The 22,950-nt window shown below is 59.5% G+C and carries 16 protein-coding genes; all 16 read left to right on the top strand.

Translation table 11 applies throughout. From position 1 onward, the window contains the following. Positions 1-85: 85 nt before the first annotated feature. The 16 genes from KGB27_RS16125 to KGB27_RS16050 all read left to right on the top strand — a co-directional run bounded on the left by KGB27_RS16125 (position 86) and on the right by KGB27_RS16050 (position 22,705). Complete coding sequence (locus KGB27_RS16125; protein ID WP_008037473.1) at positions 86-985, top strand: LysR family transcriptional regulator; 900 nt, start codon at positions 86-88, stop codon at positions 983-985. 319 nt (positions 986-1,304) lie between these two features. Then, a complete protein-coding gene (locus KGB27_RS16120) occupies positions 1,305-2,438 on the top strand; it encodes an efflux RND transporter periplasmic adaptor subunit (RefSeq protein WP_192226428.1) in 1,134 nt (377 codons plus the stop codon). A 2-nt stretch (positions 2,439-2,440) separates the two neighbouring features. Next, positions 2,441-5,599, top strand: coding sequence for an efflux RND transporter permease subunit (locus KGB27_RS16115; protein WP_223555274.1), 3,159 nt, complete (start codon positions 2,441-2,443; stop codon positions 5,597-5,599). Further along, positions 5,596-6,981 (top strand): efflux transporter outer membrane subunit, encoded by a 1,386-nt coding sequence (locus KGB27_RS16110; RefSeq protein WP_223555272.1) that lies wholly within the window; start codon positions 5,596-5,598, stop codon positions 6,979-6,981. The genes KGB27_RS16115 and KGB27_RS16110 overlap by 4 nt, the downstream gene beginning before the upstream one ends. 526 nt (positions 6,982-7,507) lie before the next feature. Continuing rightward, entirely contained in the window at positions 7,508-8,134 is a 627-nt protein-coding gene (locus KGB27_RS16105) for a DUF1353 domain-containing protein (RefSeq protein WP_223480143.1), read from the top strand. 202 nt (positions 8,135-8,336) lie between these two features. Beyond that, positions 8,337-10,337, top strand: coding sequence for a peptidase U32 family protein (locus KGB27_RS16100; RefSeq protein ID WP_032832365.1), 2,001 nt, complete (start codon positions 8,337-8,339; stop codon positions 10,335-10,337). Between the two features lie 204 nt (positions 10,338-10,541). After that, a complete protein-coding gene (locus KGB27_RS16095) occupies positions 10,542-10,985 on the top strand; it encodes a CopD family copper resistance protein (RefSeq protein ID WP_008032069.1) in 444 nt (147 codons plus the stop codon). Positions 10,986-11,094: 109 nt separating this feature from the next. Then, positions 11,095-12,441 carry a coproporphyrinogen III oxidase gene (locus KGB27_RS16090; protein WP_008037459.1) on the top strand — a complete coding sequence of 449 codons (1,347 nt, stop codon included), beginning with the start codon at positions 11,095-11,097 and terminating at the stop codon, positions 12,439-12,441. A 22-nt stretch (positions 12,442-12,463) separates the two neighbouring features. Further along, on the top strand, positions 12,464-13,852 hold the full coding sequence (hemN, locus tag KGB27_RS16085) for an oxygen-independent coproporphyrinogen III oxidase (RefSeq protein ID WP_223555269.1): 1,389 nt from the start codon (positions 12,464-12,466) through the stop codon (positions 13,850-13,852). A gap of 109 nt (positions 13,853-13,961) precedes the next feature. Beyond that, a complete protein-coding gene (gene nosR, locus KGB27_RS16080; protein ID WP_223555267.1) occupies positions 13,962-16,142 on the top strand; it encodes a transcriptional regulator NosR in 2,181 nt (726 codons plus the stop codon). A gap of 161 nt (positions 16,143-16,303) precedes the next feature. Next, on the top strand, positions 16,304-18,223 hold the full coding sequence (gene nosZ, locus KGB27_RS16075) for a TAT-dependent nitrous-oxide reductase (protein WP_008037454.1): 1,920 nt from the start codon (positions 16,304-16,306) through the stop codon (positions 18,221-18,223). A 27-nt stretch (positions 18,224-18,250) separates the two neighbouring features. Further along, a complete protein-coding gene (locus KGB27_RS16070) occupies positions 18,251-19,540 on the top strand; it encodes a nitrous oxide reductase family maturation protein NosD (RefSeq protein ID WP_008032076.1) in 1,290 nt (429 codons plus the stop codon). Beyond that, positions 19,537-20,460 carry an ABC transporter ATP-binding protein gene (locus tag KGB27_RS16065; RefSeq protein WP_223555265.1) on the top strand — a complete coding sequence of 308 codons (924 nt, stop codon included), beginning with the start codon at positions 19,537-19,539 and terminating at the stop codon, positions 20,458-20,460. The genes KGB27_RS16070 and KGB27_RS16065 overlap by 4 nt, the downstream gene beginning before the upstream one ends. Then, complete coding sequence (locus tag KGB27_RS16060) at positions 20,457-21,287, top strand: ABC transporter permease (RefSeq protein WP_008037452.1); 831 nt, start codon at positions 20,457-20,459, stop codon at positions 21,285-21,287. Before KGB27_RS16065 ends, KGB27_RS16060 begins: the two co-directional genes overlap by 4 nt. Positions 21,288-21,319: 32 nt before the next feature. Further along, entirely contained in the window at positions 21,320-21,844 is a 525-nt protein-coding gene (locus KGB27_RS16055; protein ID WP_008037451.1) for a nitrous oxide reductase accessory protein NosL, read from the top strand. 117 nt (positions 21,845-21,961) lie between these two features. After that, positions 21,962-22,705 (top strand): SDR family NAD(P)-dependent oxidoreductase, encoded by a 744-nt coding sequence (locus tag KGB27_RS16050; RefSeq protein ID WP_008032084.1) that lies wholly within the window; start codon positions 21,962-21,964, stop codon positions 22,703-22,705. The last annotated feature ends 245 nt before the right edge of the window (positions 22,706-22,950 follow it).

The following is a 22,950-nucleotide window of genomic DNA, read 5'->3' as shown; positions in this document are numbered from 1 at the left end:
TACCGATTGAGCACAGCCATGCAAGACGCCCACCGCCTGGTCATGCACAGTCGTTACCTTTACTTTTCGATCTCGGAATCCGTTCATGGATAAGTTGCTGGCGCTCAAAATGTTTGTCGAAACGGTTCGCTGTGGTGGTTATTCGGCAGCGGCGCGCAAGCTCGGCATCTCCACTTCGTCAGTGACGCGACAGGTAGCCGGACTGGAAAGCGAGTTAGGCGCCAGCCTGCTTAACCGCACCACGCGCAACACCAGCGTCACGGTGGCGGGCCAGAACTATTTCGATAAAGCCGTGGCGATCCTCGAGGCCATCGACGAGGCCGATGCCGTCGTTACCGACCGCGGCAGTGAAGCCCAGGGGCGATTACGGGCCAGCGTCCCGGTGGAATTCGGCCGACGTATCATCGCTCCCCATCTGGGGCGGTTGCTTGAGCGCCATCCTGGCCTGGAGATCAGCCTTTCGCTGAGCGACGAGGTCAGTGACCTGCTCAGCGAGCAAATCGATGTGTCCGTGCGTCTTGGTTCATCGGTTGTCAGTGATGACATCGTCAGCAAGCGAATCGGTGATTTCCAGCGTTGGGTGGTGGCAAGTCCCGAATACCTGACGCGTACCGGGCTGCCCCGGCACCCGCGTGACCTGTTGGAGCATCAGTGTCTGCGTTTTGATTACCGCACGGGTCACCACAATTGGACCTTTCAGGGCGACGAAGAAGTTATCCGCTTGAATGTGCAGGGACGGTTGCAAAGCAACAACGCCGACATTCTGCGCGAGGCGGCGTTGGCCGGTGGCGGGGTGACGCTGTTGGCCGATTGGCTGGTGCGTGACGATGTCAGCGCAGGTCGGCTAACGCGCGTGCTGGAGCAGTATGAGGTCAACCCTGGCAGTGCAAGCACCTGCATAAATGCGTTGTATCTGCCCAATCATCGTGGTTCCAGCCGCATCAATGTGTTCATAGAGTTTCTCAAGGAAATACTCGCCCCCTAAGCACGTCCTGTGCATTTGACCAGACGGCGTTGCGCGTCGCTTTTGGTCGAATCGAAATACCGGCCGATGCCATCGCGGCACACAGCGTGCTGCCTTGATTGCGCGCTTGCGCAACAGCAGCGTTGCCGAATGCGCAACGAAGCCTTGCAGTGGGCAGCGATTCTCCCGGCGTGCCCGGGTTCGTAAAGTGATGCCCATCAACTGACCCCGGTCGTCAACGCGCCACTCCGCGCCACTGACAAATTTTTTCAATTGGAACTCGCCCCGATTCGGCCGGCTACGGCCCGCTATCGCCTGGCGAAAGTATGAGGAATGTCCCATGAAACCCCTGCAGACGGTTCCCTTGATCCTCTCGGCTCTGGCGCTGGCGGTCGTGCTCGCTGGCTGCAAGCAAGAGGCCCCCGCACAAGCTGTCACACCGCCACAGGTTGGTGTCGTGACGCTTCAATCACAAACGTACACAGTGCAAAGCGAGCTACCGGGGCGTACCGCACCGTTCCGCGTTGCAGAAGTGCGGCCGCAAGTGGACGGTATCATCGAGCAGCGTCTGTTTGACGAGGGCAGTGAGGTGAAACCCGGACAGCCGCTGTACCGCATTGATCCATCACCGTACGAAGCAGACGTCGCCCGCGCCCGCGCATCGTTTCAACAGGCCCGTTCCCTCGCAGACCGTTATCGACAGCTGATCGGAGAAAAGGCGGTGAGCCGTCAAGAGTTCGAGGATGCACAGGCGCGACAACTGACGGCGGAGGCTGACCTCAAACGTGCCGAGATCAACCTGCGTTACACCCGTGTGCTCGCACCGATTGCTGGCCGCATCGGCCGCTCCAGCGTGACCGAAGGTGCGCTGGTGAACAACGGCCAGGCAGCGGCCATGGCATCGATTCAGCAACTCGACCCCATCTATGTCGATATCACGGAGTCATCTGCAAACCTGCTCAAACTGCGTGATGATCTCAAGCAAGGGCGTCTGGAGACGGCGGGGGCGGACGCCGCCGTGGTGAGCCTCGCGCTGGAAAATGGCAGTGCCTATGGACTGCCAGGGCGCTTGAAGTTTTCTGAGGTGTCAGTCGACCCCTCCACCGGTTCGGTGACCCTGCGCGCCGTGTTTCCCAACCCGGAGCACCTGCTACTCCCTGGCATGTTTGTGCGGGCAAAACTTCAGAGCGGCGTCCGACAAGCCGCCATCCTTGCTCCGCAGCAAGGGGTGACCCGCGACCTGAAGGGTAATCCCAGCGCACTGGTGGTCAGCGCTGATGGAACCGTTGAACAGCGTCCCCTGACGGCCAATCGCACAGTGGGCAACCAATGGCTGGTGGAGCGTGGCCTCGAAGCGGGCGATCGCTTGATCACTGAAGGGCTGCAGTTCGTCAAGCCAGGCATGAAGGTCTCCGTGACTGCCGCGCAAAACGTGGCACCGGTGTTGGCCGGTGCCGTGGCTGGGGGGAACTGAACATGTCCAGGTTCTTTATCGATCGGCCCATTTTTGCCTGGGTACTCGCATTGATCGTCATGCTGGCGGGCGGGCTGGCGATCCTCAAGCTGCCCGTCAACCAATACCCTGACATCGCTCCGCCAGCGATTTCGATTCAGGTGACCTACCCAGGAGCATCGGCCCAGACCGTGCAGGACACCGTGGTCCAGGTCATCGAGCAACAGCTCAACGGCATCGACAACCTTCGCTACGTCAGTTCGGAAAGCAACTCCGATGGCACCATGGCGATCACGGTTACGTTCAACCAAGGGACGAACCCCGACATCGCTCAGGTTCAGGTGCAAAACAAACTCAACCTGGCCACGCCCTTGCTTCCGCAGGAAGTGCAGCAGCAGGGGATCCGGGTGACAAAAGCGGTCAAGAACTTCCTGATTGTGATTGGCGTCGTTTCCGAAGACGGCAGCATGTCCCGCGAGGACCTGGCCAACTACGTGGTATCCAACATGCAGGATCCGCTGTCGCGCACTTCCGGCGTCGGTGACTTCCAGGTGTTCGGCGCGCAGTACTCCATGCGGATCTGGCTTGATCCTTCGAAGCTGGTCAGTTTCGGCCTGACGCCCGTCGATGTGAAAAGTGCGATTCAAGCCCAAAACGTGCAAGTGTCTTCCGGTCAGATTGGCGGCCTGCCTGCACTGCCGGGCCAACAGCTCAACGCCACCATCATTGGCAAAACCCGCTTGCAGTCAGCAGAAGAGTTCAAGGACATCCAGCTCAAGGTCAATCCTGACGGCTCCGAAGTGCGTCTGGCCGATGTGGCCTATGTCGCATTGGGCGGTGAAACCTACAGCGTCAACGCCCAGTTCAACGGTATGCCGGCGTCCGGCATCGCCATCAAGCTTGCTCCCGGGGCTAACGCGCTGGACACCACCAAGGCGATCCACGACACCCTCAACCAACTGCAACCGTTTTTCCCTCGCGGTATGAAAGTGGTCTACCCCTACGACACCACGCCAGTGGTGCGCGACTCGATCCATGGTGTGTTCCATACCCTGGGTGAGGCGATCGTGTTGGTGTTCCTCGTGATGCTGCTGTTTCTGCAGAACCTGCGCGCGACCATCATCACCACGCTGACCGTTCCTGTCGTCCTGCTGGGTACGTTCGGTGTCCTCGCGGTCGCCGGTTTCACCATCAACACCTTGTCGATGTTCGGCATGGTGTTGGCCATCGGCCTGCTGGTGGATGACGCCATCGTCGTGGTCGAGAACGTCGAGCGTGTCATGCGTGAGGAGCGGTTGTCGGCGAAAGAAGCCACGATTCGCTCGATGAAACAAATCCAGGGCGCGCTCGTGGGCATTGCCATGGTGTTGTCGGCGGTGCTGTTGCCGATGGCATTTTTCGACGGGTCAACCGGCGTCATCTACCGTCAGTTTTCCCTCACCATCGTGTCGGCGATGGCCCTGTCGGTGCTCACCGCGCTGGTGTTCACGCCTGCCTTGTGCGCCACGATGCTCAAGCCCCATGACCCGACGCATGGGCTCGCACGTCTCGGCTTCTTCCGTGCTTTCAATCGCGGGTTTGATCGCGGCGTGCAACGCTACGAGCGTGGTGTCGCCGGGATGTTGCGGCACAAGGCGCCGGCATTCCTGGCCTACCTGTTGATCGTCGTTGGCATGGTCTTGCTGTTCAGCCGCATCCCCACTGCGTTTCTGCCCGATGAAGATCAAGGCGTGATCTTTACCCAAGTGCAGACCCCCGCCGGGTCCAGTGCTGAGCGCACGCAAAAGGTGCTCGACAGTGTGCGTCAGTATTTGCTCGCCACTCCTGAGCAGGGGGGAGAGGCTAACGCTGTAGACGCCGTGTTTACCGTGAATGGATTCAACTTCGCGGGGCGTGGGCAAAGCTCGGGCATGGCTTTTGTTCTGCTCAAGCCGTGGGAAAAGCGCGGTCCTGAAGATGCGGCGCTCGCGTTGGCCAAGCGCGCTCAAGCGAAATACAGAGGCATGCGCGATGCAATGGTATTCGCCGTGGTGCCTCCAGCAGTGCGTGAGTTGGGCAACGCTTCGGGCTTTGATTTATTCCTGCAGGATCAGGCCGGCGTCGGTCACGAAGTCCTGGGGCAGGCGCGCAATCAGTTCCTGCGTCTGGCCTCCGAAAGCAAAGTGCTGACAGCGGTTCGACTCAACGGCCTGAGCGATGAGCCCCAGTATCGGTTGAAGATCGATGACCGGCGGGCGAGGGCGCAGGGCGTTTCACAAACAGACATCAACACCACGCTCTCTGTGGCCTTCGGCGGCAACTACGTCAATGATTTCATTGACCGTGGCCGAGTCAAAAAAGTGTTTGTACAGGGCCAGGCCAGCGCGCGCATGTCCCCTGAAGATCTGGACAAATGGTACGTACGTAACGCCGCCGGGAAGATGGTGCCGTTCTCCGCTTTTGCCTCCGGCGAGTGGGTCTTCGGTTCTCCCAAACTGGCGCGCTACAACGGTGTGCCGGCAGAGGAAATACTGGGTGGCCCGGCACCGGGTTACAGCACGGGTGATGCCATGGCTGAAGCACAGGCCATCGCTGCTCAGTTGCCGCCTGGTGTCGCGCTGGCGTGGACGGGCTTGTCGTATGAAGAAAAGCTTTCCGGGTCTCAAGCACCTGTCATGTATGCGCTTTCGCTGCTTGTGGTGTTCCTCTGTCTCGCGGCCCTTTACGAAAGCTGGTCCATACCCTTGGCCGTGATGCTGGTGGTACCGCTGGGTGTTGTGGGGGCATTGCTTGCCACCACCTTGCGCGGCCTGTCCAACGACGTGTTCTTTCAGGTAGGCCTGCTGACGACAGTCGGGCTGGCGGCGAAGAACGCCATCCTGATCGTGGAGTTCGCCAAGGAACTGCATGAGCAGGGCATGGGCTATGCCGAAGCGGCGATTGAGGCGGCGCGGCTTCGTTTGCGTCCCATTGTCATGACCTCGCTTGCGTTCATCCTCGGGGTTGTGCCGTTGGCTATCTCCACCGGTGCAGGTTCTGGCAGTCAGCATGCCATTGGCACCGGTGTGATCGGCGGCATGCTGACCGCCACCGTCCTGGCCATCTTCTGGGTTCCACTCTTTTATGTGTCGGTGTCGTCACTGTTCGCACGTCGATCGTCCGTCGCTCTGGCCGCAGTCGCTCACGAAGAGGTCATGTCATGATCAAACCATTCAGTTTTCTGGTCCTGAGTTCGTTGTTGTTCAGTGGTTGCTCTCTGATCCCGGAATACCAGCAACCTCAGGCACCGGTGGCGGCGACTTACCCCTTGGCGCCAGTGTCACGTGATGAGAGTGCCGCAGCGCTCGATTGGCGCGAGTTCTTTTCCGATCCGGCCTTGCATCGATTGATCGAGACCGCACTGGCCAACAACCGGGATATCAGGATTGCCACGTTGAACGTCGAGGCCTATCAGGCGCGCTATCGCATTCGTCGCGCGGATCTGTTGCCGGACGTCTCGACGACGGGCAGTGGTAGTCGTCAGCGAGTTCCGGCAGATCTGGCATCCGGTGATAAAGCCACGATCGAGAGTCAGTACTCTGTCGGGCTGAACGTGAGTTATGAGGTGGATTTGTTCGGCCGTGTGCGCAGCCTCGATCAAGCAGCATTGCAGCGTTACCTGGCCAGTGAACAAGCACAGCGTTCAGCCCGTATCGGGCTGGTGGCAAGCGTTGCAAATGCCTGGCTCATTCTGCAGGCCGATCAAGCGCTGGAGCGACTGACCAGCGATACCCTCGACACCTATGAAAACAGCTACCAGCTGACACGTCGCAGCGTTGAAGTAGGTACCGTTTCAGATTTGGCGTTGAGCCAGGCACAAACCCTGGTGCAAGGCGCTCGCGGCTCGATGGCCCGGTATCGTCGGCAGGTTGCCGAAGACCGAAACCAGTTGGTGTTGTTGATTGGAGGTGAACTCCCCACCGATCTGTCGAGCGGTGATTGGGAGCGACAATCCTTACCTGAGGTGCCAGTGGGATTGCCGTCGGATCTGCTCAACCGTCGGCCCGACATAGTGGAAGCAGAGTTATTGCTCAAGGCTGCCAATGCGGATATCGGCGCAGCCCGGGCTGCGTTCTTTCCCCGAATCAGCCTGACGGCGGATGCTGGCACCTCGAGCGAAGAACTGTCAGGGCTCTTCAATGGAGGTTCGGGTGTCTGGAGCTTTTTCCCCGCGATCAGTCTGCCAATCTTCAATGCGGGCCGCTTGCAAGCCAGCCTGGACGTCACTCAAGTCGAGAAAGACATACAAGTGGCGCGTTACGAAAAGGCGATCCAGTCAGCCTTCAGGGAAGTCAGTGATGGACTGGCTGCAACGCAGACCTTTGGACAGCAGATTGAGGCGCAACAAGGGCTGGTCAGCGCGAGTGCCAAATACTATCGGCTGGCGGAAAGTCGCTACCTGACAGGTATCGACAGCTCTTTGACTCTTTTGGACGCGCAACGGACGCTGTTCGCTGCACAACAAGCGTTGATCAGTGATCAGTTGGCCGAACGAGCGGCAACTATCGATTTGTACAAAGCGCTGGGAGGAGGGTGGCAGGGCTGACATGACGACCACGGATCCTCCTTTTGGCCATGAAATGGATTCTCCCTACTTTTACGCCCCACAACACAGTAGCGCCTAAGTATTCGTCTGCGCAGCGCCAAAGCAGAGGGGGCGGGAATTGGACGGAGTGATGGCCATTGGCTAACGTCATATAGCCTCCCTCCGAATCACAAAACGGCGGATTACCAAGGCATGCAAATCGATCTACCGCCCGAGCCGGGAAGCGAATCAAGGGAGATAGAGGCATGGAGAGTGCTGGGGCGGACTTTGATTTGATCGAGGTTTCTGGAGGTCCTCGGTTCCGACCTGGAGAATCCCTTGCTCGCAAGTGAAGCTTTTTCCAGCTCCCGAAAGCAACTCACGACACGATCAAAATCACGTTTTAGAGTTGGTTGATATTGGTAGGTTGTTGTTAGTCCCGTCGTTAGTGCCAGATAATTTGATGTTGATGGAAAAGCTGGAGAAAAGTCGGGGGCAGCAGGTGGCCCAGAAGAATACTGAAGAGGCGAGGTAACGTGGAAGTGCGATGTTTGCCATCTTTAATGGCAAATTTTTCGTCTTTCAAGGAAGGCTTAATATGCGCTTTCTAATTCTTGTGTTTCTTGTTCTCACGCTGCAAGCCTGCGCTCCGATATCGTATCGCGAAACCGATGAGGGAAGGTTTGAAGGCGCCTTGGATGTGCGCTGGATCAAGAATGACTATTTTCTGTTTGTTCCAAGCAAGGATGATCCGTTTCGATTTACACGTTCTAATGGTGAAGTAATTCGCCCTGGCCCCATGTATACCGATGGGGGGTCAATTCCTCGATTTTTATGGGGCGTCAATGGTTATTCCCCTTGGGGGTACGCCCCCGCTTATATCATTCACGATTGGCTTTTCGTGGCTCATGAGTGTGGTTACCCCGGGTACAAGGATTACTCGTTCAAAAATACGCACATCGTCCTGGCAGAGGGTTTGAAGGCGGTGATGGAGGTAAGTCCTGAGATTCGAAATTACTTTGTTTTTGAATCGGTGGTTGCAGCCGTCAGTTCGCCCATAGCGAAACGGCTCTGGGAGAAGGGTATATGCAACGAACCCGTAGCTTTCAACCTGCTGGGCATTCCTGAACAAACGCCTCCTGGGGAGTTGCTGATGACAATAAAATTCAAATAGTGGCTGACGCGCAGTTCCACTCAGCTGCCCGAGGTCAACGCCGGAGTCGTGACGGGTGATGCTGTCGTTTTTGCGGCTCAGAAGCGCCTTTCGGCTTGTTACAGGCAGGTGATATCAACCCTGACCAAGAAGCCCACGGATGCCGGTCAAACATTTGCCCGCTACAATGCGTGCCTCGACCGTGACAAACCAGATAAAAAATATGTCCTTGCCCAAACATCACCTGGAACTGCTCAGCCCTGCCCGTGACGTGAGCATCGCTCGCGAGGCGATCCTGCATGGTGCCGACGCCATTTATATCGGTGGACCGAGCTTCGGCGCCCGCCACAATGCCTGTAACGAAGTGAGTGAGATCGCCGGACTGGTGGAGTTCGCCCGGCGCTACCACGCCCGGGTGTTCACGACGATCAACACGATCCTGCATGACAATGAGCTGGAGCCAGCCCGCAAGCTGATCCATCAGCTCTACGATGCCGGCGTCGATGCGTTGATCGTCCAGGACCTTGGCGTGATGGAGCTGGATATTCCGCCGATCGAGTTGCACGCCAGCACCCAGACCGACATCCGCACCCTGGCACGGGCGAAGTTTCTTGACCAGGCGGGCTTCTCCCAACTGGTACTGGCCCGCGAGCTGAATCTGCAAGAGATTCGCGCCATCGCCGACGAGACCGATGCGGCCATCGAATTCTTCATCCATGGCGCGTTGTGTGTGGCGTTCTCCGGCCAGTGCAACATCTCCCACGCACAGAACGGTCGCAGCGCTAACCGTGGCGATTGTTCACAGGCCTGTCGTTTGCCGTACACCCTCAAGGACGACCAGGGCCGCGTCGTCGCCTACGAAAAACACCTGCTGTCGATGAAGGACAACAACCAGAGCGCCAACATCCGTGCGTTGGTGGAAGCCGGTGTTCGTTCATTCAAAATCGAAGGGCGCTACAAGGACATGGGCTACGTGAAGAACATCACGGCCTACTACCGCCAGCGCCTGGACGACGTTCTTGAAGATCGTCCGGACCTGGCCCGCGCATCCAGTGGCCGCACCGCGCATTTCTTTGTGCCTGACCCGGACAAGACTTTCCACCGTGGCAGCACCGACTACTTTGTCACCGACCGCAAGGTCGACATCGGAGCCTTCGATTCACCGACTTTCACCGGCCTGCCAGTGGGCGTGGTGGAGAAGGTGGGCAAGCGTGACTTGCAGGTGGTGACCTCTGAGCCGCTGTCCAACGGCGACGGTCTCAACGTGCAGATCAAGCGCGAAGTAGTGGGCTTTCGCGCCAACATCGCCGAGCCAAAGGGGGAGTTCCTCGAAGAGGGCGAGAAGCGCTATCGCTACCGTGTCGAGCCCAACGAGATGCCGGACGGGATGTACAAGCTGCGGCCCAATCATCCACTGAGCCGCAACCTGGACCATAACTGGCAGCAAGCCTTGCAGAAGACTTCCGCCGAACGTCGTATCGGTCTGGCCTGGGTCGCACAGCTGGACGAGCAGCGCCTGCAACTCACCGCCACCAGCGAGGAGGGCGTCAGTGCCAGCGTGTCTCTGGACGGCCCGTTCGGTCTGGCCAACAAGCCGGAGCAGGCCCTGGACCAACTGCGTGATCTGCTCGGTCAACTGGGCACCACCGACTACCACGCCACCGGCATCAAGCTGGAAGCAACCCAGGCGTTCTTCATCCCCAACTCGCAGCTCAAGGCCCTGCGTCGGGAAGTGATCGAAGCGCTGACCGCGGCCCGTCTGCTGGCCCACCCACGGGGTGGTCGCAAGGCCGAGACAAACCCGCCGCCGGTGTACCCGGAGTCGCACCTGTCGTTCCTGGCCAACGTCTACAACCAAAAGGCTCGCGACTTCTATCACCGTCACGGCGTCAAGCTGATCGATGCAGCCTTCGAGGCCCACGAGGAAACCGGAGAAGTGCCGGTGATGATCACCAAGCACTGCTTGCGCTTCTCCTTCAACCTTTGCCCCAAACAGGCCAAAGGCGTCACCGGCGTCCGCACCAAGGTTGCGCCGATGCAGCTGGTGCACGGTGACGAGGTGCTGACGTTGAAGTTCGACTGCAAACCTTGCGAAATGCACGTGATCGGCAAGATCAAGGGCCACATCCTTGACCTGCCGCTACCGGGCAGCGTCGCGGAGCCGGTCGTCGGTTACATCAGCCCTGAAGATCTGCTCAAGACGATTCCTCGCGCGCCCCACTGAAAGGTGGGCTAGCCCGCATCAGGGACAGGGACGTTTCTTGATCGGTGTCAAACGGGTGGGGCGGGCAGCTCTGTATTCTGTGAAACAACACTCGCGCGCCCTTGCGGATGAACGCGCGAGTTCCCATTGGGCCGAAGTTCACCGGCACTGGCGACACAATGGGATTGATGTTCCTCTCGCTGAGTCATCAGAGCCATCCCTCTCATGGTCTATCCCGTTTTTTTGACATTGCACCTGTTCGCCGCGCTGATCTTCATCGGCACGGTGTTCTTCGAGGTCCTGTTTCTGGAAAGCATCCGCAAGCAATTGCCCGACAGGGTAATGATGCTGGTCGAGCAGGGGATCGGTCGTCGAGCCCGGACGCTGATGCCGTGGGTGTTGCTGGTGTTGTTCGGCGCGGGGATCGGCATGGTCTGGCAGCGCTACTTGCCCGCTCTTGCCACACCGCTGGCGTCCTCGTTCGGCACGTTGCTGATGGTGAAAATCGTCGTTGCCGTGAGCGTGCTCCTGCATTTTCTGGTGGCCATGATTCTGTTCAAAAGCGGGCGCATGAACGCTCGATACCTGCAATTCATCCACGGCAGTCTGTTCTGCCATATGGTCGCCATCGTCTTGCTGGCCAAGGGCATGTTTTACCTGACGTGGTGACCGATGGTCGGCCTCTGCAAACACTTGGCTGGCGGCTTGATACAAATCAAGGAGCGATGATTGCCGATCCCGGACACTGAAGATCTGCAGCCAGTCTGGGAGACCCGTCATGCTCGATTTCTTTCACAACCCTGGCGAGCTTGTCGCTCGGTGCGATCAGGGTGTGCTCGACCCCAACTGCCATGCCGATACGCAAAAGTTTCACAACGGTATCGGCTCTCTGGATTTGCTTCGTGCCTTGCGCGTCAGCCGCCAGAAACGCCGGCCGCTCTCCCTGAACTTGCGCCTGCCTTCCAGCCTCAAGCCATCCTTTTGCACGCTTGCTGATGCCTGCGGCGAGCAGGGCGCCATCGAGCAGTACCTGCGGCGTCTGGAACACGAGATCGATCTGGTCGGTTGCCACACCCATCCAGAGCAACGGGTCGAGCAATTTCACCTGGGCGGTGGAACGCCCACCATCGCCCATATTCAGCGACTGATGGGGCATTTGCGTCGCCGGTTCAACTTTCTGGCGCATGAGTCTGGTGACTACAGCGTTGAAGTGGATTTGCATCACACCGATTGGTCGACCATGGGCGTGCTGCGTGACCAGGGATTCAATCACGTTAGCATTGGTGTTCCGGACATCGACACCGAGTGCGAGATGTCCGTGGCTTGCTACCAGAATCCGGCGCCGATCCATTCGCTCATCGATGCCGCGCGTACGTTTGGTTATCGCTCCATCAATGTCGATCTGGGTTTTGGCCATGCCTGGCAAACGCCGGACAGTTTTGCGCTGAAGCTGACGACGATTATCGAGCTGGAGCCCGATCGCCTGATGGTGTTCGACTATGCACGGCCGCCACGCCGCTATCGGCCTGTGCTCGGTGACAAGGCCAGGGCGTTGTGCAGCCAGGACGACAAAGGCGCGATGCGTCAGATCTGCTTCGAGCAATTGCTGGCAGCGGGGTATCACTACATCGGCATGGGGCAGTTTGTCCGGCCCGATGATGACCTGGCGATCGCTCAGGAGCGCGGCCGCTTGAGCCGCACCTGCGACGGTTTCACCCGTCACGGCTATTGCGACCACATCGGGTTCGGTGTGGGCGCCATCAGCCGGATCGACGATTTGTACACGCAAAATACCGACGCCATTGAGCGCTATCAGCGTCAGCTGGACAACGACCAGCTGCCGACAGCACGTGGCTGGCGTTTCGAGGCGGGGGAGCAGATCAGGCAAATGGTCATGGAGCGACTGGCGTGTGATCAGGAGCTGGATATCCGTGCCATCGAGCGGCGCTATGGGCTGGTGTTCCCCATGTATTTCTCATCCGTCTGGCCGTTGTTGGAGCAATTGAGTCGTGACGGTTTGATTGAATTGTCAGAGCGTTTCATCAGCATCCTTCCCGCCGGCCGGCAGGAGGTGGATGCTATCTGCAGCCTGTTTGAAAAGGAGGTGGACAGTGCAAAACATTAACCCACCTGCGAGTTGATTGATCATGAAGCCTTCATTCGATTTCAATCGTGCCCTGGTCGAAAAATATGACCGGCCCGGGCCGCGCTACACCTCTTACCCAACGGCGCCGCAGTTTCATCAGGCGTTTGCCGTTGACGACTATCAGCGTGCCGCCCACGACAGCAACCAGGCCGCGGTGCCGAAACCGTTGTCGGTGTACATCCACATTCCGTTCTGCAAAAGCCTTTGTTACTACTGCGCCTGCAACAAAATCATTACCCAAAAAACCCATCGGGCCGTCGAATACCTGACCTACCTCAAGCGTGAAATCGCCATGCAGGCCGCTTTGTTCGACAGCACGCGCAAGCTTACGCAGCTGCATCTGGGCGGGGGCACACCGACGTATTTGACCCAGGAACAACTGGCCGACCTGATGGATTGCCTGCACCAGGCATTCGACATGGACGACAGCGACAACCATGAGTTTTCCATCGAGGTCGACCCGCGCACCATCAGCAGCGAACAGATCCATTCGCTGCGCCAATTGGGCTTCAATCGCCTGAGCTTTGGCGTGCAGGACTTCGATCCCGACGTCCAGGCGGCGGTCAATCGCCAGCAAAGTGAAGCGCAGATTTATGCGCTGGTCGCGGCGGCGCGCGAGGCGCAATTCAAGTCGATCAGCGTCGATCTGATTTACGGCCTGCCCCTGCAAACGGTGCAGAGTTTCGACGTCACCCTTGCCAAGATCATTGCCCTGCGCCCGGACCGGATTGCTGCCTACAGTTATGCGCATCTGCCGGAGATGGTGCGCGCGCAACGGCTGATTCGCCCGGAGGACATGCCACCGCCGGAGCGCAAGCTGGAGTTGCTCGAACTGACCATTCGCCGTTTGACCGAGGCCGGTTATGTCTACATCGGCATGGACCATTTCGCCTTGCCGGATGACGAGCTGGCACTGGCCCGCGCCCATGGCACGCTGCAACGCAATTTCCAGGGGTATTCGACCCATGCCGACTGCGACTTGATCGGCCTCGGGGTGTCTTCGATCGGCAAGGTCGGCGACAGCTACAGCCAGAGCGTCAAGGAGCTTTCGCAGTACTACGCGCGCATCGATCAAGGTCTGCTGCCGGTGCATCGGGGTTATCGCCTGAGCGCTGACGACCTGTTGCGCCGCGAAGTGATCAGCGACCTGATGTGTCATGGCCGGATCGATTTCGCCAAGTTCGAAGCACGTCACGCGATCTGCTTCACCGAGTATTTCGCCGAGTCATTGGCCCAACTCGCCGAGCACGTTCGCGACGGGCTCTTGCAGATTCACCGTGACGAGCTGGTGCTGTTGCCGCAAGGGCATTTGATGATGCGCAGCGCCGCGATGGCGTTTGATGCCTACTTGGGCGATCAGCAAAAAGGCCAGTTTTCGCGCACTGTTTGAGACATTCGGGCGCTCTGGAACGGGGATTGTCGGCAAGTTGATTTCAATCAAGGGACGGGGGCGCAATGCTCCCTAACATGACCGCAGACCCTTTGAAATCAGCCCGCTCATGACAATCTCTTCGCCTTCGATACCTGGCAACCTGCGCATCTGGAGCGTTGGTCTGGTGGTGATGGTCTTGCTGATACTCGCGATGTTCGCGGTGGTTGAGGCCAAGTCATACGGCGACATCGAGCAGCAGCGTATCGAGAAGGTCTTCCCGCAAACCGATTCGGTTTCCGCAGCGGAAGGCCCGTTCAAGGTGCGGACGATATCAGCGGCCGGCAAGGTCATCGGTTATGTCTTCCAGAGCCTGGACGTGGTGGACATTCCGGCCTACTCGGGCAAGCCGATCAATACCCAGGTGATCCTCGACACCGCCGGTGTGATTCAGGATGCCTACGTCCTGGAACACCATGAGCCGATTCTGCTGATCGGCATCCCCGAAGAAAAACTCCACGGTTTCAGTGCCCGCTACACAGGGATCAAGGTCAGCCAGCGAGTGGTTGTCGGCCACTCCAGTGACCCGAGTGCGGTCACCGTGGATGCCATTGCGGGCGCAACCGTCACCGCCATGGTGGTCAATGAAGTCATCATGCGGGCCGCTCATGAAGTGGCCGTATCGCTCAAGCTGATCGAAGACAAGGGTGCAGTGGCGAGCAAGCCCGCCACCGTGCGCCAGGACTTTTTCGAGCCCGCCACCTGGGAGCAACTGAGCGGAAACGGCGCCATCCGCCGCTTGAACCTGACCCGTGGACAGGTCGATGCCGCCTTCAAAGGCACCGAGGCCGAAAGCGTCGACACGGCCGCGCCTGACCAGGTCGATGACACCTTTATCGAGTTGTACACCGCCGACCTGAACCCGCCGACCATCGGCCGCGCGTTGCTGGGTGACATTCAATACCGTGTCCTCATGCAAGACCTCAAGCCCGGCGAGCAAGCCATTGCTGTATTGGGACGCGGCTTGTATTCGTATAAAGGCTCGGGTTACGTGCGCGGCGGGATTTTCGACCGGGTGCAATTGCGCCAGTTCGGCAATGTCATCAGCTTTCGCGACATGGACCATCAGCGCCTCTCCGACGTGTTCGCCAAGGGCATGCCCGAGTTCAATGAGATGTCGGTGTTCATTGTGCGCAAGCAGGCGGGTTTCGATCCGGGATCGCCCTGGTCCCTGGAGTTGTTGGTACGGCGTCAGACCGGTCCGGTCAGCGGCATGTTCAGCAGCTTCGAACTGTCTTATCAATTGCCCGAGCAATACCTTGAGCGCCCCGCACCGAGTGCCGAAGAACTGGCTGCCATCGAGGAAGCCAACCGGCCGATGTGGTTGACGATCTGGTATCAGAAACACTTCCAGGTCGGCGTACTCGCCACCGCATTGTTGCTGCTGACCGCGATCCTGTTCCTGCAGGACAAGTTCACCCGCCGCCCGCATTTCCTGCACTGGCTGCGTCGCGGTTACCTGATCTTCACCGTGGTGTTCCTCGGCTGGTATGCGCTGGGGCAGCTCTCGGTGGTCAATGTCCTGACCTTTGTCCATGCGTTGTTCGAGCACTTTCGCTGGGAGCTGTTTCTCACCGATCCGCTGATTTTCATGCTGTGGGTGTTCACCGCCGCGAGCATTCTGTTGTGGGGGCGTGGGGTGTTCTGCGGCTGGTTGTGCCCGTTCGGTGCCTTGCAAGAACTGATCAACGAAGCCGCGCGCAAGCTGAAAATTCCCCAGTACGAATTGCCCTTCGCGGTGCATGAGCGGTTGTGGGCGATCAAGTACATCATTTTGCTGCTGCTGTTCGGTATCTCCCTGGAATCCATGTCCACCGCCGAATTGTTCGCCGAAGTGGAACCGTTCAAGACCGCCATCACCCTCAGGTTCGACCGCCAATGGTGGTTTGTCCTCTACGCGGTGGCGCTGCTGGTCATCAACATCTTCACGCGCAAAGTCTATTGCCGCTACATCTGCCCGTTGGGTGCCGCGTTGGCGATCCCGACCAAGCTGCGCCTGTTCGACTGGCTCAAGCGCCGCAAGGAATGCGGCAACCCCTGCCAGTTGTGCGCCAAAGAATGCGAGATCCAGGCGATTCACCCGGATGGGCGGATCAATGCCAACGAGTGCCACTACTGCCTCGATTGCCAGATGACTTACCACAACGAACACAAATGCCCGCCGCTGATCAACAAGCGCAAGAAACGCGGCAAACCGGCACCTGTGGCGGCGCAACTGATACCTGTCGTGGAAGTGACCGCCCCTGAATGACGCGCCCCTTGTAGGAGCGAGCGTGCTCGCGATGGTCGCTAACGTTGACGCGTAATGACTGGCTCAACGCGGCGCTCTTGAGTCCATCGCGAGCAGGCTCGCTCCTACCGTTGACCGAGTTCTAGCCGCACACCGTTTTATCCCTTCAAGGAGTACGCAGCATGACTGACACAGAATCCACAAAACCGGTGCAGGAAGAAGAGCACACCGGACTCAGCCGTCGCGGTTTTCTCGGCAGCAGCGCCGTCACCGGGGCGGTGCTGGCAGGGGCCACGACATTGGGCGGGGCGGTGTTCAGCCGCGAGTCATGGGCGGCTGCGGTCAAGGATGCGCAGGCGAAAACCCATGTCGGCCCCGGCGAGCTGGACGAATACTACGGCTTCTGGAGCGGCGGTCATCAGGGCGAAGTGCGGGTGCTGGGCGTGCCGTCGATGCGTGAGTTGATGCGTATTCCGGTGTTCAACGTCGACTCGGCCACCGGTTGGGGCCTGACCAACGAAAGCAAGCGCATCATGGGCGACAGCGCGAAGTTCCAGAACGGCGATTGCCATCACCCGCACATCTCCATGACGGACGGCAAGTACGACGGCAAGTACCTGTTCATCAACGACAAGGCCAACTCCCGTATTGCGCGCATCCGCCTGGACATCATGAAGTGCGACAAGATGCTCACGGTGCCGAACGTGCAAGCCATTCACGGCCTGCGCCTGCAAAAAGTGCCGTACACCAAGTACGTGTTCGCCAACGCCGAGTTCGTCATTCCGCACCCCAATGACGGCCACACCTTCGACCTGCAAGACAAGAACAGCTTCACCATGTTCAACGCCGTCGATGCCGAAAAAATGGAAATGGCGTTTCAGGTGATCGTCGACGGCAATCTGGACAACGCCGACATGGACTACACCGGCAAGTACGCCGCGTCCACCTGCTACAACTCGGAGAAGGCCTACGACCTCGGCGGCATGATGCGCAACGAGCGCGACTGGGTCGTGGTGTTCAACATTCCGCGCATCGAAGCCGCGATCAAGGCCGGCAAGTTCATCACCCTGGAAAACTCGAAAGTGCCGGTGGTCGACGGTCGTAAAACCGATGGCAAGGACTCCGAATTCACCCGTTACATCCCGGTGCCGAAGAACCCCCACGGCCTCAACACCTCATCCGATGGCAAGTACTTCATTGCCAACGGCAAGCTGTCGCCGACCGTATCGATGATCGCCATCGACCGCCTGGACGACCTGTTCGCCGATAAATTCAAGGACCCGCGCGAAGTCATCGCCGCCGAGCCGGAACTGGGCCTGGGCCCGTTGCACACCACCTTCGACGGTCGCGGCAACGCCTACACCACGCTGTTCATCGACAGCCAGGTGGTGAAGTGGAACATGGCGGACGCGGTACGTGCCTACAAGGGCGAGAAGGTCAATTACATCAAGCAAAAACTCGACGTGCATTACCAGCCCGGCCACAACCACGCGTCGCTGACCGAAACCAGCGAGGCGGACGGCAAATGGCTGGTGGTGTTGTGCAAGTTCTCCAAGGACCGCTTCCTGCCGACCGGGCCGCTGCACCCGGAAAACGACCAGTTGATCGATATTTCCGGCGAAGAAATGAAACTGGTGCACGACGGCCCGGCGTTTGCCGAACCGCACGATTGCATCCTCGCGCGGCGGGATCAGATCAAGACGCAAAAAATCTGGAACCGTAACGACCCGTTCTTCGCCGCCACCGTGGAGCTGGCCAAGAAGGATGGCATCAACCTGGAGACCGACAACAAGGTGATTCGCGACGGCAATCATGTGCGGGTCTACATGACCTCCATGGCACCGGCGTATGGCTTGACCGAGTTCACCGTCAAGCAGGGCAACGAAGTGACCGTGACCATCACCAACATCGACCAGATCGAGGACGTGTCCCACGGTTTCGTCATGACCAACCACGGCGCGAGCATGGAGATCAGCCCGCAGCAAACCTCGTCCATCACCTTCACCGCCGACAAAGCCGGCCTGCATTGGTATTACTGCAGCTGGTTCTGCCATGCGCTGCACATGGAAATGGTCGGCCGCATGAAGGTCGAGCGGGCCTGACGGTTGAGCATCGACAGGAGCGGACCGATGACCGACATCAAGGGAAACCCGATCAAGGTGATCGCGCTTGCGCTCCTGCTGATGCCCGGCAGCGTGCTGGCGGTGCAACCCATTACCACGCTGCCGTTGCGCCTTGACGCCGAGCAACGCTGGCACGTGCCGGCGGGCGAATACCGTGGCTCGTTCAGCGTCGATCAACCGATGCAGATTGTGTGCGAGCCCGGCGCGGTTTTTCAGGCGCAAGGGCAGGGCAACGGGGTGATTGTCAGCGCACCGGACGTCGGGATCGAGGGCTGCACTTTTCTGGACTGGGGGCACGACCTCACGGCCATGAATGCGGCGGTGTTCCTCCAGCCCAAGGCCCGTGGCGCGGTGATCAAAGGCAATCGCCTGCAAGGCCAGGGTTTCGGGATCTGGGTCGATGGGACTCAGGATGCGAGCCTGATCGACAACCGCATCCAGGGCGATCCGGCGATGCGTTCACAGGATCGCGGCAACGGCATTCACCTGTATGCAGTGCATGGCGCCAGGGTCATCGGCAACCAGGTGCGCGACACCCGCGATGGCATCTACATCGACACTTCCAACGGCAACCTGCTGCAAGGCAATACCCTGGAAGACCTGCGTTACGGCGTGCATTACATGTTCGCCAACGACAACCAGCTGATCGGCAACACCACCCGCCGCACCCGCACCGGCTACGCCCTGATGCAAAGCCGCAAGCTCACGGTGATCGGCAACCGCTCCGAACAGGATCAGAACTACGGCATCCTGATGAACTACATCACCTATTCGACCTTGCGCGACAACTTCGTCACCGACGTGCGCGACGGCTCGACCGGCGACAGCATGATCAGCGGTGCCGAGGGCAAGGCGCTGTTCATCTACAACTCGCTGTTCAACCGCATCGAACACAACCACTTCGAGCACAGCGCCGTGGGCATTCACCTCACCGCCGGCTCCGAAGACAACCGCATCGCCGACAACGCGTTTGTCGGCAACCAGCGCCAGGTCAAATACGTCGCCACCCGCTTGCAGGAATGGTCGGCGGATGGCCGGGGCAATTACTGGAGCGACTATCTGGGCTGGGACCGCAACAACGATGGCCTGGGCGATATCGCCTACGAACCCAACGACAACGTCGACCGCCTGCTGTGGCTGTATCCGCAGGTGCGGCTGTTGATGAACAGCCCCGGGATTGAACTGCTGCGCTGGGTGCAACGGGCGTTTCCGGTGATGAAATCGCCGGGCGTACTCGACAGCCATCCGTTGATGAAATCCACCACGCACACCCTGACCAAGGAGCCCGTCACATGAATGTCGTCGATCTGGAAGGCGTCAGCCAGCGTTATGGGCACACCACGGTGTTGCATCAGTTGAGCCTTAGCCTGGCCGAAGGCGAAGTGCTGGGTTTGTTCGGGCACAACGGCGCGGGCAAGACCACCAGCATGAAACTGGTGCTCGGTTTGTTGCAGGCCAGCGAAGGGCAAGTCAGGGTGTTTGGCCGCTTGCCCAGTGATCCGAATGTCCGGCGTCTGCTCGGCTATTTGCCTGAGAACGTGACGTTTTATCCGCAAATGAGCGGTCTGGAAACCTTGCGTCATTTCGCGCGACTCAAAGGGGCCGCGTTCGCTCAGGTGGACGGGCTGCTGGAGGAAGTTGGCCTGGCAGGGGCGGCGCATCGACGGGTCAAGACCTACTCCAAAGGCATGCGCCAACGCCTCGGGCTGGCGCAAGCCTTGCTCGGCGAACCGCGCCTGTTGCTGCTCGACGAGCCGACGGTCGGCCTCGATCCCATCGCCACTCAAGACCTGTATCGGTTGCTCGACCGTCTGCGCAGCCAGGGCACCGGCGTCATTCTCTGCTCTCACGTTTTGCCGGGGGTCGAGGCGCATATCAATCGCGCGGCGATCCTGACCCAGGGGCGTCTGCTGGCCCTCGGCAGTCTGCGCAGCCTGCGCGAGGAAGCCGGGTTGCCGACGCTGATTCGCGCCAACGGGCTCAAGCATGCCGGCCCCTTGCAGGCCTCGTGGAACATCGCCGGGCATGTCACTCAACGTTGGGGCGTGGAGGGCTTGGAAGTGGCCGCGCTCAATGGCAGCAAACTGGGCCTGTTGCGCCAGTTGCTCAATGAGGATGAGCCGGCGGACGTGGAAATCACTCCACCGTCCCTGGAAGACCTCTACCGCTATTACATGGGACGGGCCGCTGCGACCCACAGTGGAGAGATTCTATGAACCCGATCTGGAACATGGCCCGCAAGGAATTCAATGACGGTTTGCGCAACCGCTGGTTGTTGGCGATCAGCCTGTTGTTCGCGGTGCTGGCCACCGGCATTGCCTGGCTGGGCGCGGCGGCGTCCGGTCAGTTGGGCTTTACCTCGGTGCCCGCGACCATCGCCAGCCTGGCCAGCCTGGCGACGTTCCTGATGCCGCTGATCGCCTTGATGCTGGCGTATGACGCCATTGTCGGCGAGGACGAAAGCGGCACCTTGCTGCTGTTGTTGACCTATCCGCTGGGGCGCGGGCACATCCTGCTCGGCAAGTTCATTGGCCACGGGTTGATCCTGGCGCTGGCGACGCTGATCGGTTTCGGCTGCGCGATGCTCGCGATCGCCGTGCTGGTGGACGACGTCGAACTGAACCTGCTGCTCTGGGCCTTCGGACGATTCATTGTGTCGTCGACGCTACTGGGCTGGGGCTTCCTGGGGCTGGCTTATGTGCTGAGCAGCGTGGCGGCCGAGAAATCCACGGCTGCCGGTTTGGCGTTGGGCGTGTGGTTCTTTTTCGTGCTGGTGTTCGACCTGGCGCTGCTCGCCCTGCTGGTGCTCAGCGAAGGGCACTTCAACCCGAAAGTGCTGCCCTGGTTGCTGCTGTTCAATCCCGCCGACCTCTATCGCTTGATCAATCTTTCCGGTTTTGACGCCGTCGCCAGTACCGCTGGCGTGCTGACCCTGGGCAGCGATTTGCCTGTGCCGGGCTCGATGCTCTGGCTCTGCCTGCTGTTGTGGGTGGCGGCGCCGTTGGGTACGGCCTGGCTGCTGTTCCGTCGACGGGCGACTTGAATTCTTACTTTGGTTTTTTGGAGCACCTGATGATGAGAACGCTTGATTGGAAGACGCTGCGCAACCTGGCGGGCCTGATGGTCTGTGTGCTGCTGACGGCGTGTGACAAACCCGTGCAAGCCAGCTACAGCGATGCCCCCAGCGCCTTTCATCCCAGTGATGAGTGCCATGTCTGCGGCATGATCATCGATGGTTTCCCCGGCCCCAAGGGTGAAGTGGTCGAGCACAGCGGCATCAAGAAATTCTGCTCCACGGCGGAAATGATCGGTTGGTGGTTGCAACCGGAAAACCATCATGGCGATGCCAGGCTGTATGTCCACGACATGGAGCACAGCCCTTGGAATTCGCCGGATGACACCCAACTGATCGATGCCAAAGATGCGTATTACGTGGTAGGCACCCGGCTCAAGGGGGCGATGGGTGTGGTGTTGGCGTCGTTCTCCAGCCAGCAGGCGGCTGAAAAACTGGCCACGGAGCAGGGCGGTCGCGTGCTGCGGTTCAGCGAGATCGATCAGTCGGTGCTGCAGCAACCGGCCATGTCGCACTCGACTCATTGAACTGTCGATCCATTGAGAAAATCTGATCGCCGTCAAGTCGGTATTTTTGCATCTGTTCAAAGATAGGGTCCCGCCAGGTCCCCAGTGCTTGGCATCGACGATGCCCAGGAGAACATGATGCAAACCGAGTTTCAGGATCGTTTGGCCGTGATCACCGGCGCCAGTTCCGGGATTGGCCTGGCCTTGTGCGCGGCGCTTTTGCCGCGTGGGGTCAGGGTGTTGGCGATGTCGCGCACCGTCGGTGACTTGCCGGCCTTGCAGCAGATCTATGGTGAACGGCTGCAATGGTGTGCCGGGGACGTTACCTGCGAGGACGATCTGCAAGGGTTGGCCCGGCGGGCGGCGACGTTGGGGCGGGTGGATTATCTGGTGCCCAACGCCGGCATTGCCGAAATGGCCGACAGCCTGGACATGCCGGCCTTCCAGCGGCAATGGGCGGTCAATGGTGCCGGTGCGTTGAATACCCTGGCGGCGTTGCGCGGTGAGTTGGCGAACCCGGCGTCGGTGGTGTTTGTCGGCAGCTTCCTGACGGGGTCGAGTTTTCCTGGCCTGGCGGCCTGCATTGCCAGCAAGGCGGCATTGGCGGCACAGGCGCGCACGCTGGCGGTGGAGTTTGCCCGTTATGATGTGCGCATCAACCTGGTCTCGCCGGGGCCGACCGCAACCTCGATGTGGGACAACCTGGGCTTGAGTGACGGTGAGCTTGACGATGTTGCTGACACGCTTGGCAAGCGTCTTTTGCCGGGGCATTTTCTTGATGCGTCTGCGGTGGCCAACGTGATTATTTTTCAGCTGTCCCAGGGGGCGCGGGGGGTTTATGGACAGGACTGGAAGGTTGATAACGGTTATACGTTGGGCTGACGGGGGGGATCGGGGTACATATCCATTTCTGCGGTAACGGCGGCTTATGGTTTCGCTCTTACAGCGACTCACTTTTCCAAACGCCGAAAAGTAAGCAAAAGGCTTTGCCCCTGACGTACGGTGCCTCGCCTAGGCTCGGCATGCCCTCGCTCCGGTCCTGCTCCGTGGGCCCGCCGCCATCGGCCATCCATGGCCGGGGGCGGCTAACCCGGCATCCATGCCGGGTTGCCCACTGCGCAGAACCT

The organism is Pseudomonas sp. BF-R-01 (genome assembly GCF_019946615.1).
Taxonomy (GTDB): Bacteria; Pseudomonadota; Gammaproteobacteria; order Pseudomonadales; family Pseudomonadaceae; genus Aquipseudomonas; species Aquipseudomonas migulae.
The sequence above is the reverse complement of the archived record's forward strand: the minus strand, read 5'-3'. Positions and strand labels throughout refer to the sequence as shown.

Bases quoted from the DNA above. Each gene is read 5' to 3' on its own strand.
- KGB27_RS16125 (WP_008037473.1), top strand. From the start codon at position 86: ATGGATAAGTTGCTGGCGCTCAAAATGTTTGTCGAAACGGTTCGCTGT.
- KGB27_RS16120 (WP_192226428.1), top strand. From the start codon at position 1,305: ATGAAACCCCTGCAGACGGTTCCCTTGATCCTCTCGGCTCTGGCGCTG.
- KGB27_RS16115 (WP_223555274.1), top strand. From the start codon at position 2,441: ATGTCCAGGTTCTTTATCGATCGGCCCATTTTTGCCTGGGTACTCGCA.
- KGB27_RS16110 (WP_223555272.1), top strand. From the start codon at position 5,596: ATGATCAAACCATTCAGTTTTCTGGTCCTGAGTTCGTTGTTGTTCAGT.
- KGB27_RS16105 (WP_223480143.1), top strand. From the start codon at position 7,508: ATGTTTGCCATCTTTAATGGCAAATTTTTCGTCTTTCAAGGAAGGCTT.
- KGB27_RS16100 (WP_032832365.1), top strand. From the start codon at position 8,337: ATGTCCTTGCCCAAACATCACCTGGAACTGCTCAGCCCTGCCCGTGAC.
- KGB27_RS16095 (WP_008032069.1), top strand. From the start codon at position 10,542: ATGGTCTATCCCGTTTTTTTGACATTGCACCTGTTCGCCGCGCTGATC.
- KGB27_RS16090 (WP_008037459.1), top strand. From the start codon at position 11,095: ATGCTCGATTTCTTTCACAACCCTGGCGAGCTTGTCGCTCGGTGCGAT.
- hemN (WP_223555269.1), top strand. From the start codon at position 12,464: ATGAAGCCTTCATTCGATTTCAATCGTGCCCTGGTCGAAAAATATGAC.
- nosR (WP_223555267.1), top strand. From the start codon at position 13,962: ATGACAATCTCTTCGCCTTCGATACCTGGCAACCTGCGCATCTGGAGC.
- nosZ (WP_008037454.1), top strand. From the start codon at position 16,304: ATGACTGACACAGAATCCACAAAACCGGTGCAGGAAGAAGAGCACACC.
- KGB27_RS16070 (WP_008032076.1), top strand. From the start codon at position 18,251: ATGACCGACATCAAGGGAAACCCGATCAAGGTGATCGCGCTTGCGCTC.
- KGB27_RS16065 (WP_223555265.1), top strand. From the start codon at position 19,537: ATGAATGTCGTCGATCTGGAAGGCGTCAGCCAGCGTTATGGGCACACC.
- KGB27_RS16060 (WP_008037452.1), top strand. From the start codon at position 20,457: ATGAACCCGATCTGGAACATGGCCCGCAAGGAATTCAATGACGGTTTG.
- KGB27_RS16055 (WP_008037451.1), top strand. From the start codon at position 21,320: ATGAGAACGCTTGATTGGAAGACGCTGCGCAACCTGGCGGGCCTGATG.
- KGB27_RS16050 (WP_008032084.1), top strand. From the start codon at position 21,962: ATGCAAACCGAGTTTCAGGATCGTTTGGCCGTGATCACCGGCGCCAGT.